The following is a 12,651-nucleotide window of genomic DNA, read 5'->3' on the forward strand; positions in this document are numbered from 1 at the left end:
CGTATCAGCCGTTACATGGAGGCTTGCGTGGCCCGCGGGCATGCGCCTGCCAGACCGCGTACTGCTCCCGCATCTGCATCGCAAACTCGTCTTGCCCGCCCGCATAGGCGAGCAGCGGCACGGGAGCCAGCGCCTGGCGCAACGCCTGGATTTCTTTGTCCGTCGTCGCCGTTGGCATCGCAATGACGACGGCATTCAGCGGGCTGCCCTTGGTTTCCTTTTTGCGCCGGTCCAATACAGCGCGGATTGACTCCGGCGTTGCCTTGGCAATCGGCACCGCGAACGGCAGCTCACGCTTGAAGCGCTCCGGCGGTACGGCCAGTAACACGACGTTGTCAAGGTCTTGGCCCTCGGCCCAGAACTCCGCCGCACCAAGGCGCGCCAGCGCGGCCGGCGATGGCGCGGCGCCATCCACCGGCAGGCCGGCATCCAGCCAGGCAGGCATACCGCCGCGCAGGACCCGCACTTGGCTATAGCCAATGGCGCGCAATACCGCGCAGGTTCGGAAGGCGTCCCCTTCCGCCTTGCCGGAGCCAATCAGCAGGACCGGTTTATCGCGCCAATGGTTCTGGGTACGCAGCTGGGACGGTGTGACGCCAATCGCATCCCTGGCATGAAAATGCGCAAACTCCGACGCGGCGCGCAAATCGGCCAGCATCGCACCGGGCTGCTGCACGTAATTCGCTGCCGCAGCCGGCGCCAAGGCGCAGGAGAAGTCAGGCTGTTTTGACTGCACTGTAGCTCCTTGCGTCCCCTGCCCTGCCGCAGTTTCCTGGCTGCCCCGGCACACGGCTGGTGGAATGCCTTTCAACGCGTCCGGCATCTCGCTGCCTGGGCGCACCTGCGCCAATGCGCTGCTGGACAGCTGCATCAGCACTGCGGCCAGAATGCTTCCCGTATTTTGTGCAAGCTTCATTTTTTCTCCTCGACCTGCGGCTTGACCGCCTGGCCTGGTATCGCCGCTTCATTAAAGTCAGCTGGATAGGTGAACACCCACTCGGAATATTTGCTGCGGCCCGAGAAACCGAAATCGTCCGGCTCAAAGTTAGCCTGCTTGATGGGCTGCCGCTCCGACAGCGAATGCACGCCGACGATGCGTCCCGCAACCTTGACCAATCCCCATTCCGCACGCCCCGTCATCGGGTCGACGAATATCTTGCGCAAATGGCGGCGCACTCCCGGCACGCGCGGGTCAACCAGCAAATCTTCCAGCGACGCCGGGTATTCCTTCACATTGCTCGCTTCGCGGTAACGCTCGATCGCAGTGCGAAACTGGCGACCGATGGCAAGCAGTTGCTGTTCCTGGTCGCGCTGCGCGGCAGTGGCGTCAAGCTCGGCGCCGAGCGTCAAGCCAACGCCCATCAGTGCCACCAGCAGCAGCACCCACAGGTAGCTGAATCCGCGTTGGCGCCCGGCCTTAGAAACTCTCATAGGAAGTTCCATCCTTTGCCGCTCCCGCCGCACCGCTGCGAACATCTGCAATGCCCGGTTCGCCGGGCTCGCGCGCCGGCAGCGCAATCCAGGTCTGTGCCGATTCAGTCACTGGATCGACAGGCACTGCACGCAGGTAGCGGCGCTCCACCAGTTGGTCCAGCGAATCGGGATAGCGGCCATAGTCGGCGTGGTGCTTGTCCAGCGAAGCCCGCAATACCTTCAGGTTTTCCTTCAGCGCCACGTCGCGCGAGCGGTCCACGGAACCGAGATAGCGCGGCAAAGCCACGGTCAGCAGCACGGCGATGATGGCCAGTACGGTCAACAGCTCGACCAAGGTGAAGGCGGACTGGCGGCCGCCACGCGAAATAGTCACCATTGCTTGTAGGGCACTCCATTCATGCCAACCTTGTCGGAACGGGAGTAGACGTCGAATACGTCCTCGCCAGCGCGCGGATCGTCGGGCGGCGAGGCATAGCTGCGCAGGCCCCAGCCGCTGGTCATGCCGTCCTGCAGAGGATCGCCAGGCAGGCGGCGCAGGAAGTACAGTTTGCGCCGCCCCAGGCTGCGCTGGTCATCCACGCCTTGCACCAATTGCTCCAGGTTCTTTGGATAACCGGATTCACCCAGTCGCACCAGAATCCTGCCCTGGTCGGCTGCACGTTTGTAGGCATCCAGCGCGTCGCGGATCTGCGTCAGCGCTGCACGCAGTTCGCGTTCGCGGTTGCGCTGCGCCGCGACCTGCGCCATCGGCACTGCCACCAGCACCAGCACCGCCATGATCGCCAGCGTCATCAGCAGTTCGACGAAAGTGAAACCGCCCGGCCTGCGCATCGCCTGCATCATGGCACGACGTGCAGCACGTGTTCCACCGGCAGCGGTGCCAGGCTGGCAGGCGCCGGTTCCGGGCTGGCCGATAGCAACTGAACGCGAGTATCGCCGGCGCGCAAGGCCTTGAAGGTGACCGCAACCAGCGTCCCCATGCCATTCACGCCGGCGTCCTTGCCGCCTTGCGATTGGCGTACCGTGGCGGCGAAAATCTTGCCCTGCGCCGCATCGAGGCGCTGGTTGAAGCTGGTCTGCCCCTTGTCCTGGCGGAAGAAGTCGCCCTCCTGCACACCAGCAACTTGCAATACCTTGGGATCAAAGCCAAGCAGGAGCGGCATGCCGCGCAAGGCATGCTGGCTGGTGGTGCGCAGCACGACGGTGAACTGTTCGCCAACCTTGACCTGTGGCTGGCCCTGCCAGTTGAAGTTCAGCCCCACCGGTCCGGCGGCCGCTGGCTGTGCGGGCGCTGCAGCCGCCGGTGCGGCAGCCGGTGCGGCACCGGCGGCGTTTTCCGCAGGCGCTTTGCCATCGGCCGTCGCAGCCGGCTCCACCTCGGACAACGACAGCGAAGGCGCGCCGACATTGGCCTCGGTACCCGAGTCGAATTCGGCCGACAGCATGTCCGGACGACGGACCGCACGCACCACGTGGGGCGTTATCGACAACAGGATTTCGCTGCGCTGGGTATCGTCCTTTTGGGTGCCGAACAGGCGGCCGGCGATCGGCAATTGGCCCAGCAGCGGCACCTTGTTGCCGCTGGATCGGTCCTCGTCGCTGATCAGACCTGCCAGCACCTGGGTTTCGCCGTCCTTCAGGCGCAACACCGTGTTGGCGCCACGCGTGCCGATCTGGTACGTCAGGGTGCCGGTCTTGCTGATGATCTCGCGCACCAGGTTCGATACTTCCAGGTTGACCTTGATGCCCACTTCGTCATCCAGGTAAATCAATGGCTCCGCCTCCAGCTTCAGGCCGACGTCGACGTAGCTAACCGACTCGGTGACGAAGCCCGTCGCCAGCGAGGTGGTCGTAATCACGGGCACACGATCGCCAATCTGGATCTTGGCCTTTTCCTTGTTGCGCACGCGGATGCGCGGATTGGCGAGGATGTTGCCGTTCTGGTCCTCCGCGCGGGCGTTGGCCGTGAAGCCGCCGACGGTGGCGCCGATAGAGTCGCTATTCAAGCCGCGCAGCCGCGACAGTGTCAGCGGGGTGGTGGCCGTTTGCAGCGGCGCCAGGCTAAGCTGGCCGGGCCATTGGATGCCAAGCTCCATCAGGCGCGAACGCTTTACTTCCATGATCTCCACGTCCAGCACCACCTCCGGGTCGGCCAGGTCGTGCAGTGCCACCAGCTTTTCCGCCATCTGGATCGCCTCCGGGGTGTCGCGCATGACGATCACGCCAAGGCGCTCGTCCACTACCAGGTCGCGCGTCTTGAGGATGGTCTTGATCGAATTCGCCATGGTCTTGGCGTCCGCATTGGTCAGGAAGAAGCTGCGAACCGCCAAGGTCTGGTAATCCTTCTGCTTTTGCTGCGTGCTTGGATAAATCAGTACCGTATTCTGGTTCAGGACCTTCTGTTCCAGCTGGTTGGTCACCAGAAGCACGCGCAAAGCATCTTCGGTGGTGGTCTGCTTGGCGAACACGGTGACCTTCAGGTCAGGCCGGATATCCTTGTCATAGAAGAAGTTCAGGCCCGACACCTTGGCCACTACCTCCAGCACGGACTTCAACGGCGCTTCGCGGAATTCCAGCGAGATCGGCTTGCGGAAAGCTGGACCCAGCTTGCCCTCAGCCTGACGATCCTTGGCGCGCGCTTCATCGACGCGGGCCTTCAGCTGCAAAGCTTCGCGCTGCAGCGGGTTCTCCGCCAGTACGGGGCGCAGCTTGTCGAGTGCAGCGGTCAAGTCGGCGCTGCCGCCCTTGTGCACCAGCGCATCCACTTCCGCCAGGACCAGCTTGTGGCGGCGGGCCATGACCACACTTTCCATACCCTGGCGCGCCATGGCATTCTCGGGATCGAAGGTTTGCAGCTCACGGTAAGCCTTTTCCGCTTCGCTCAGGCGTCCTTCACGGCGGGCCGCTTCGCCCGCTGCCAACAAGCCATTGGTAGCCGCCGCGCGCTGGCTGGCCAGGCCGATCCTGTACTCCGCGTTTTTCGGCGACAGCTTGACCGCTTCCGCCAACCGGGCCAGGCCCTGCGCAGGCTTGCCTTCGGCCAGCAAGGCATTGCCGTCGCGATAGGCTTGCATGGCGCCACAGCCGGCCAGCAGCACCGCTGCGAAGAAGGCAGCGCACAGGCGCGCCAGGTGAGGGTATGGCTTTCTCATTGTTGTACTCATCGATTACAGCGAACCGCCAAGGTCCAGCGATTGCAATTGGTTCAGCGGCAGGTAGCGCAGTTGCATGGTAGTGGGGCCGATGCTTTCCACCTTGTAGTGCTCGGCCACCGTCTCGCCCACCTTCACGGCCAGGCTCTGCTCCTGGTAGAACAGGAAAACGGTCGCCACCTTTCCCTCCTGGTGGCGGCCAAAGACCTTGAACGGCAGCGGCGGCAAGGACGGCGGCGGCGGTGCTTCGGCAGCCTTTGGTGCAGGCGGTCCAGGCTGCACGGCGACCGGCAGGGCGCTCCATGACGGTGGTGCAAACAGCGCGCGCTCTTCCTGCTCCGCATCTTCACCGTCGCGCGAGCGCAGCGCCAGCACATCCAGCTCCGGGCTCTGGGGCGACGCCACAGGGCGCTCGCTGCGCGCCGACCTGGGTGCCGGTGTCGATACCGCATCGGCGGGTGCCTGGTCCGACGGCGCGAACCACGCGGCCAGCAAGGTCGCCGCAAGAGCGCCGCCCAGCAGCAATTGTTTGCGCGTCACCTTCATCGCACGCCTCCCGCAGGCGCCTGTACCAGCAGCACCCACTCCATGCGCGTTTCCAGTTGCAGGGAGTCCGACTGCTGGCGTTTGTATTGCAGGGCCTCCAGTGCCAGCATGCGGTGGCGGCGCAGGGCGGCCGCCACAAAATTGTTCACCGCCGGCGCCGTGCCGACCACCGGAAGGCTCAGTCGGTAGCGCGTAAAGCTGCCGGCGCTGTCGTCCTGCAGGCGATACTGGCCGCGCTGCAGCACCAGACCTTCCGCCGCGGCCAGCGCCAGCAGGTCTTCCACGACTTGCGGCGCCTCCTGCACCGGTTTCAACGCGCTGTCGAAGGCATGCAGGCGGCTGCGCGCATCGTCCACCGGTACCTGCACCAGCGGCACCGGCGGTTTGTCCTGCTGCCGCGCCTGCAGCTGCGCCAGTTGCACTGCGGCTTGCTGCCGGCTATGCCAGGCACCGGCGGCCAGCACGGCGCATACTGCGGCTGCCACGCCGGCCCAGCCGGCAAGCGCCAGTCCGCGCGCGGCAAGGCGCCGGCACTCCCATGCCATGCGCGCCCCAGCCTGTCCAAGTTGGTATTGCATATTCATTCCCGCCATACGGCCTCCACGGTGAAGCGGTATGGTTGTCCGGGAGCCTCCGGTGCTACCTGGTGCTCGCTCAAATAGGCATCCTTGAAATGCCGGCCTTGCGCGACAAAGGCGGCATAGCGCGCCATGTCGGCGCCAGTGCGTGCTTCGGCCTGGATGCGCAGGCGACCGGCGCCTGCGGCCTGCCCACCGCCGACATCCACACCCAGCACCGCCACCTGCAGTTCTTGCGGCGGCACCAGGGCGCGCAGCACAGGGCCGACCGGCTGGTTCAGTTGGCGGATGGCGGCATTGACTGCCGGGATCCGTGCCTGTTCCTCACGATTCCAGGCAACTGGCGCCGGTGCGCTGCGTTGCGCGGAACGTGCCGCCAATTGCTGCCTTGCCTGTACCTGCTGCGCGGCCTGCCCCGCTTGCCACGCCTGCGCCCCCCATGCGCCGGCCAGCACCAGGCAGGCCGTGGCAAGCAACCACGCCAGGCGTGCGTTCCCGGCCTGCGCAGCAACGGCGTCGAGGCTGCCCGCTGGTCTTGCATATCCGGCCAGCACCAGTGCCGGCGGCACGCCCTCCATCTCAGGCAGGACCGCGGCTTCAAATAGGGCGCTTGGCGTGATCGCGCCGCCGAGGTCGAACAGGCTTGCCTGCTCCAGCGTTGCCAGTTGCGGATCGCGCAAGGACTGCCGGCGCCATAAAGCTGCCAGTTCCTGCGCAGTACCGGCAACGCCGGACGTGCGTGTCGTCACCTCCAGAATATTGCAGCTGCCATACGCCAGCGTCATGGCCGCACCATCTAGCACGGCCAGCGCAGCCAGGCCGCTACCGCGCCGGCGCGGCAGTTGCGACCAGGCCGCAATCGAGCGTGCCTGCACGGAGCGCAGGGGTGCGCCAATGCGTACTGCGAACTGGCGCAACGCTTCCATCAATTCGGCCGGATAGCACAGCACCAGGCGCGGCGCGCCGAACGGCGCGTCATCCAGCACCACGGTGTCGGAAACCGAGAGCTCAACCCCGGCCTGCGCCAAGCTTTGGCGCGCCATTTGCGCGGCCTGCGCCGGTGCCGTCATCGCGGAGCTCCACGGCATGATAGTGGTGCCCAGCCAGCTATCCGGCAAAACAACATGGATAGCGGACGGCAGCGTGCCGATTGCAAAGGACCCCAGCGCTTGCGCCAGAAGTGCGGCATGACTTGCCGCAAGGCCGTCCGCAGCGGAAAACCGCAAATGGCGCACGCTGTCAGCCAGCCAGCCATGAGCGGCGGTCACCCCCGCGTCGATACCTTGCGCGCCGACCGCCAGCACCAGGGTGTTTGGTTTAGCCTGTAACACGGCCCACCTCCTCCAGCGTGGTTTCGCCGTCCTGCACCGCCTGCAGCGCCGCCGAGCGCAGCGAAATCAGCCCGCTCTTCGCGGCCTGCTCCTTCAGTGCCGAAATCGGCGCCTGCGCCACGATCATTTCGCGCAGCGTATCGTCGATCAACATCACCTCCGCCACCGCCTTGCGCCCCTTGTAGCCGGCACCGCGGCACTGGCCGCAACCGCAGCCGGCGCGGAAGCGCCAGTCCTGCACATCCTGCACGGTCAGGCCGGCTTCTGCCAACTGCGCTGCATCCGGATCGACGTCGGCTGCGCAGTGCGGGCAATTGATGCGCAGCAGGCGCTGTGCCACGATGCCGTTCAAGGCGGCCGCAAAACTGTAGCCGTCCACGCCCATGTGCAGGAAGCGTCCCAAGACATCGAACACGTTGTTGGCGTGCACCGTGGTAAACACCAGGTGACCAGTCAGCGCGGCCTGCACGGCAATCTGCGCTGTTTCATCGTCGCGGATCTCACCCACCATGATCTTGTCGGGGTCGTGGCGCAGGATCGAGCGCAGCCCGCGGGCAAACGACAGGCCCTTCTTTTCATTGACGGGAATCTGCAGCACGCGCGGCAGGCGGTATTCCACCGGGTCTTCGATGGTGACGATCTTGTCGCGTCCCGTGTGGATTTCGGTAATGGCCGCATACAGCGTGGTGGTCTTGCCCGAACCGGTCGGCCCGGTCACTAGCAGCATGCCATGCGGCTTGGCTGCCAGGCGGCGGATGGCGGCAATGGCCGGCTGGGCCAGGCCCAGGTGCTCCAGCCGCAGCGCGCGCGCTTCCTCGGTCAGCGATTGGCGGTCCAGCAGGCGCAGCACCGCATCTTCGCCAAAGATGTTCGGCATGATGGAAACGCGGAAGTCGATTTCGCGCGCATTGACGCGCACCTTGAAACGGCCGTCCTGCGGGATGCGGCGCTCGGCGATATCCAGGTCGGCCATAACCTTGATGCGGGACACAATCTGCTCCGCCATATCCTGGCCCTGCACCTGGGTAATCGGCACCAGCACGCCGTCGATACGGTACAGCACATGCAAGCAGCCCGCATCGCACTCCAGGTGGATATCGCTGGCTTGCAGCTTCAGCGCGTCGTACAAGGTGGAGTTGACTAGCTTGACCACCGCGCTCGATTCGCTATTGATGCTGGCCAGGGTAATCACGGCCGCCACCTCTTCATCGTCCTCGCCGGCATGCTCGGTCTCGAAGCCGTCCATGGCGCGCAACTGCTGCTCCTGGCGGATGAAGAAAGCTTGCAGCTCTTCCGGCAGCACCAGGGCTGGCGACGGTCCCGGCTGGCCACAGCGGCGCAGCGCCCATGCCTCGGCCGCGCCATCGAACGGGTCGGACAGCAACAGCCAGCGCTGGCCCCCCACATCGCTGGCGACAGCCAGGCCGCGCTGCAAGCATTCGGTATAAGGCACCAGCTCGAAATCGGGCTCCATGGCCTGCAACTCCGCCATGAAAACCGCACGATAGCCAAATTGCTGCGCCAGTGCCGCCAGCACGACTGGCGGCGACCAGCCGGAAACCTCGGCCAGCGCGGCGGGCAAGGACATATCCTGCGCCGCGCACAAGGCGCGCGCCTGTTCGAAATGTGCAGCGGTCAACTGCAAGGCCGGGGCTTCACGCGTCACTGCAAACTCCCCGCCAGGTCAAAAATAGGCATATACATCAACACCACCACCGAGCCGATCACCAGCCCGATCACCATCATCAATACCGGCTCCAGCAGGCGCGAGGCCCACTCGACCCAGCGCGAAAATTCATCGTCAGCAAAGCGCGCCGCACGTTCCAGCATGTCGCCCATCTGGCCGGAGCGCTCGCCCACCTTGACCAGCGACTCGGCCACTTCGCTCGCCAGCCCGGCCGCCACCAGCGACGCCGACAGACTTTGGCCCTGTTCGACCGCCAGGCGGCAGCCCGCCAGGGCCGACTGCTGCTGCTGGCCCAGCAAGCCCTGCACCATGCCCATCGCACGGGCCAGCGGAATGCCTGCCGCCAGCAGCAGACTAAGCGCGCGGTAGAAACGGGCCAGACGGAATTCATTGGCGCGCGCCGCCAGCCATGGCAGGCGCAGCACTTGCTCCAACAGCCATGCACGGCCCTGCGGCCGCGCCAACGTCCAGCCCGTAACGCCAATCACTGTCACCAATATGGCGAGGCCGGCCTGCCAATGCTGGTAGAGCGTCTTGCCGAACGCCAGCAGCATGGCCGACATCCAGGGGATCTCGCGCCCGCTGGACTCGTACACCACGGAAAAGCGCGGCACCACGTAGCCAAGCAGGAACAAGGTGACAAAACCGCCCACGCATAGCAGCATGGCGGGATAAATCGCCGCCGATACCAGCTTCTTGCGCAGCGTCTCGAACTGCACCTGGTAGGCGACATAACGCGTCAGCGCCTGCGGCAGGTCGCCGGTGCGTTCGGAGGCGCGCACAGTCGCCACATAGACTTCGGAAAAATGTTGCGGCATGCCCGACAGGACGTCGGACAGGTTGCGCCCTTCGCGTAGCGCTTCGAGCAACTGGCCCAGTACAGCGCGGTGAGCTTCGTGGCGCTCCTTAGCGTGCAGGGTGGTCACTGCCTCGGCCAGGTTCATGCCGGCCTCCAGCAAGGCCAGCAACTCCTGACTGAAACGTACCAGGGGGAATGGCGCGCGTGAAGAATTGCTGGCGGCAACCTCCGCCAGCGGCGTTTCGATCGACAGCACACGCAAGCCTCGTCCCGCTGCGCGGCGCACGGCCTCTGCTTCCGAAATATCGGTGAACTCCAGCGATTGCCGCCGCCCATCCACGCCCTGTACCGTCAGGAGCAGGCGGGAGCTACGCACACCGCCGGCACCAGGACGACTGCTTGCTTGCATCTTGCCAAATATAATTACAAAATAGCAAAGATTATACGCTATCTGCGGCTAACTCAGCGAGTCACTTGTACGCTCCACTTCAAGCCTTTCAGCAAAATTGCGGTAATGCCCAGGTTGCCCGGCTTGGCCCGGACTTTTACCGTAGCCTGGGTCGAGCCGGTATCGCCGCCGTTGATGGCGCCAAAAGTCAGGGTGCCGGTGGCTGAAGCTACGCCTGAGCTCTGCGCCACCGCCCCCGGCACCGCAATAGGGGTTGCCACTGCGCCCTTCAGGGTCAAGCCCAGATTGCTCAGGCGACCAGTGACTGTGAACTCGGATTGGCTGGCATCGATCGGGCGTTCCGCTATCACCTTGATCTCACACATGCGCAAGGTTTCATCACCGGTATTCGATGCGGTGAAGACAAAGCCGCCGTTCTTCGCGTTGACGATCAGCCCGGCCAACGCAGGGTCTTCCGAATAGACATTGAATATATTGTTCGACAAGGTCTGTTTGGTGTGGCACTGGAAAGGATGAATCATTGCGACAGTCGTACTGCTTGATTTGGCGACTGTCGCCAAATCATATCCGCCCAGGTAGGCCGGCCCCGCTGCGACGTATGAAACATCTTTGCCCTCCGCGATCGTCTGGGTAAAGCTGAAGTTGGACGCCGAACCTTCGTACAGGCCCGCCGTGGTCCCTGCTGTGATTGCGCTGGGGTTTGGCGCCGATACCACCACACTGCCGGGTGCATAAGCCTTGGCGACGCTTGATCCATCCTGCACCATCATAAAGATGTAGTAGACACCTGGTGGCACAGCTGCACCGGACGGGTCTGGCGACCATACATGGCGCCCACCGGTCGTTCCACGCGATTGGCGCCGCCCTTCGAAAATTGGCGTGCCAACGAAGTCGCCGCGGGTGGTACCGTAGTACAGTGAAACCAGCTGCTCCCGTTCCGGATCGAGTCCATCCCAGATCAGTTCCCTCGATACCGTTCCGCGCCGTACCGGCGCCACCAAGGCTGGCGCAGCGAGTTGCAATGCGCCAGACTGAATCGTGAATTGTGAGAGAGCGCTCCACGCGCTGGGCATGCCCTCCAGGTCGATTGCACGCGCACGCCACCAGTAAGTCGACTTGTCTGGCAAAACTGTCGGCGCAATCAGCCCGGTGCTGCTGGAAAAACCGCTGCCGACACGCTGAGTCATTGCAGCATCTTTGTACAGCTCAAACTCGTAGCGCAGCGCAGTGCCTTCAGGATCCTGTGAAGGGAATACCTCCAGTGTCGGCTGCAATAGCGGAACCCAGGCGCCATTGCCAGGATTCTTCAATACTGGAACGGAAGGCGCGTCGTTTGCAGAGTCGACGAAGAAGTCCGCGCCAACCCACTCGGACTCGGCCTTGCCATCATTTGCCTTTACCCGCCACCAGTACCTGGTGTTTTCCTTCAGGTTGCCGACCGCCCATTCAGTGTTGCCGTTGCCGGCAGCAACCTTGTCAGAGATACGCTTGTCCGCCGAGTCAAAGCTCTTGGTACTGTCGATCTCGAACAGGTAGGTCAGTGGCGCCCCCTCAGGGTCAACTACATTGCTTACCGATAAAGTCGCGCTGTTCGTACCGACGACATTGTTGGCCAGTGGAGATGCAATCACGGGATTACTTGGCGGCCTATTATTGGTCCGCACGGTAAACGCCCGCGCAGGCGATACGCGACGCATGCCATTGGCCGATGCTACAACGCGCCAGTAATACGTCGTGTTATTGGCGAGAGCATCGGTCAGGAGGCTACTGCCGACAGTGACGTCCGCCGGCTCATGCCCCGAGGCGTCGGCCGCGACGTTAATAGTCCGCAGCAAATACACCAGGGCCGGGCCGCTATAAATTTCGATCTTGTAGTCTGTCGGCCCCAGCAGACCAGACAATTTGGACCCGGTTCTGTACCAGGTAAAACTTGGCAAGGTACTGGATACCTCGGTATCCGCAGCAGGGCTCACCAGGTTGAATGGCATCAGCCCATCATTGGTGACCGGGTTTTCAAAGCGACCGTACACCCAAGGGCTGTACAACGTGCCGTCAGAACTGCGCACTCGCCACCAATACTTGCCCCCAACATCCAGATTCAGCGGCACTGTCCAGCTGGTCAGCACTGGAGTTCCCGGGGCGCTTGGATTCACCTGAGCAAACGTCGCCTTGTCCAGCAATGCAATGGCAAGCAGCTGCGTATGGCCAGCATCCGCATACAGCTCAAACTGCAGCTTGGTTGTTGGATCGTCCTGCTTCGTGCCAGGCAATACAGACAGTGTTGGTTTTGCCATGCCTACCTGGGCGCCTGGCAGCGGACTGACGATCGTCGGCAGCGCTGGCCCTGCAGAGAGAGGAGCTGCGGTAACGGTGATCGCCGCGGAGCGCTGCGCGGTGCGGGTGCCATCATTGGCGGTGTAGGTGATCACGTAGTCACCTTTGCTGCCGGTGGCAGGGGTCCAGTCGAACACCCCACGCACCAGGCCCGGCGACTGCGGATCGGTGGGCTGCTGGGTGAAGCGCGCGCCTGCAGGCAGCGGTGCGGCACTCAGAGCAACCGGCTTGCCGGCGGCACTGCTGCCCTCGACGATGAAGGAAACCTGCTTGCCCTCTTCCACCGTGTGGTCGGCAATGAACTGCAGCTCCGGCGCACGATCGTTGGCCGATGGCGGATCGAAATCGGTGCTGTACACGCCCGTGGTCGCAACATCGAAG

At 63.9% G+C, this 12,651-nt stretch carries 11 protein-coding genes; all 11 read right to left on the reverse strand.

Annotated elements, in window-relative coordinates:
- Window positions 1–4: 4 nt before the first annotated feature.
- Window positions 5–916 (reverse strand): rhodanese-like domain-containing protein, encoded by a 912-nt coding sequence (locus tag ASD58_RS17775; RefSeq protein WP_057262564.1) that lies wholly within the window; start codon window positions 914–916, stop codon window positions 5–7.
- Window positions 913–1,431, reverse strand: coding sequence for a type II secretion system protein (locus tag ASD58_RS17780; RefSeq protein ID WP_057262565.1), 519 nt, complete (start codon window positions 1,429–1,431; stop codon window positions 913–915). The genes ASD58_RS17775 and ASD58_RS17780 overlap by 4 nt, the downstream gene beginning before the upstream one ends.
- Window positions 1,418–1,810, reverse strand: a complete 393-nt coding sequence (locus tag ASD58_RS17785; protein ID WP_057262566.1) for a type II secretion system protein — start codon at window positions 1,808–1,810, stop codon at window positions 1,418–1,420. Before ASD58_RS17785 ends, ASD58_RS17780 begins: the two co-directional genes overlap by 14 nt.
- Window positions 1,804–2,277 (reverse strand): type II secretion system protein, encoded by a 474-nt coding sequence (locus ASD58_RS17790; RefSeq protein WP_229210017.1) that lies wholly within the window; start codon window positions 2,275–2,277, stop codon window positions 1,804–1,806. The genes ASD58_RS17785 and ASD58_RS17790 overlap by 7 nt, the downstream gene beginning before the upstream one ends.
- A complete protein-coding gene (locus tag ASD58_RS17795; protein WP_082565501.1) occupies window positions 2,274–4,586 on the reverse strand; it encodes a secretin N-terminal domain-containing protein in 2,313 nt (770 codons plus the stop codon). The genes ASD58_RS17790 and ASD58_RS17795 overlap by 4 nt, the downstream gene beginning before the upstream one ends.
- Window positions 4,587–4,601: 15 nt before the next feature.
- Window positions 4,602–5,132 (reverse strand): hypothetical protein, encoded by a 531-nt coding sequence (locus ASD58_RS17800; RefSeq protein ID WP_057262567.1) that lies wholly within the window; start codon window positions 5,130–5,132, stop codon window positions 4,602–4,604.
- Window positions 5,129–5,710, reverse strand: coding sequence for a hypothetical protein (locus ASD58_RS17805; RefSeq protein WP_156401344.1), 582 nt, complete (start codon window positions 5,708–5,710; stop codon window positions 5,129–5,131). The genes ASD58_RS17800 and ASD58_RS17805 overlap by 4 nt, the downstream gene beginning before the upstream one ends.
- Before the next feature lie 2 nt (window positions 5,711–5,712).
- Window positions 5,713–7,041, reverse strand: coding sequence for a hypothetical protein (locus ASD58_RS17810; RefSeq protein WP_156401345.1), 1,329 nt, complete (start codon window positions 7,039–7,041; stop codon window positions 5,713–5,715).
- A complete protein-coding gene (locus tag ASD58_RS17815) occupies window positions 7,028–8,707 on the reverse strand; it encodes a GspE/PulE family protein (protein ID WP_057262570.1) in 1,680 nt (559 codons plus the stop codon). Before ASD58_RS17815 ends, ASD58_RS17810 begins: the two co-directional genes overlap by 14 nt.
- Window positions 8,704–9,936 (reverse strand): type II secretion system F family protein, encoded by a 1,233-nt coding sequence (locus ASD58_RS17820; protein ID WP_057262571.1) that lies wholly within the window; start codon window positions 9,934–9,936, stop codon window positions 8,704–8,706. The genes ASD58_RS17815 and ASD58_RS17820 overlap by 4 nt, the downstream gene beginning before the upstream one ends.
- A gap of 53 nt (window positions 9,937–9,989) precedes the next feature.
- Window positions 9,990–12,651, reverse strand: a 2,662-nt coding sequence (locus ASD58_RS31680) for a putative Ig domain-containing protein (RefSeq protein ID WP_162253033.1), incomplete at its 5' end; no start/stop codon positions are given.

The sequence above is a fragment of the Duganella sp. Root1480D1 genome, assembly GCF_001427305.1.
In the GTDB taxonomy this organism is placed as follows: domain Bacteria; phylum Pseudomonadota; class Gammaproteobacteria; order Burkholderiales; family Burkholderiaceae_D; genus Rugamonas.

Coding starts and splice junctions, on each gene's coding strand:
- ASD58_RS17785 (WP_057262566.1), bottom strand. CDS start 1,810: ATGGTGACTATTTCGCGTGGCGGCCGCCAGTCCGCCTTCACCTTGGTC.
- ASD58_RS17780 (WP_057262565.1), bottom strand. CDS start 1,431: ATGAGAGTTTCTAAGGCCGGGCGCCAACGCGGATTCAGCTACCTGTGG.
- ASD58_RS17805 (WP_156401344.1), bottom strand. CDS start 5,710: ATGCAATACCAACTTGGACAGGCTGGGGCGCGCATGGCATGGGAGTGC.
- ASD58_RS17795 (WP_082565501.1), bottom strand. CDS start 4,586: ATGAGAAAGCCATACCCTCACCTGGCGCGCCTGTGCGCTGCCTTCTTC.
- ASD58_RS17790 (WP_229210017.1), bottom strand. CDS start 2,277: ATGATGCAGGCGATGCGCAGGCCGGGCGGTTTCACTTTCGTCGAACTG.
- ASD58_RS17820 (WP_057262571.1), bottom strand. CDS start 9,936: ATGCAAGCAAGCAGTCGTCCTGGTGCCGGCGGTGTGCGTAGCTCCCGC.
- ASD58_RS17775 (WP_057262564.1), bottom strand. CDS start 916: ATGAAGCTTGCACAAAATACGGGAAGCATTCTGGCCGCAGTGCTGATG.
- ASD58_RS17800 (WP_057262567.1), bottom strand. CDS start 5,132: ATGAAGGTGACGCGCAAACAATTGCTGCTGGGCGGCGCTCTTGCGGCG.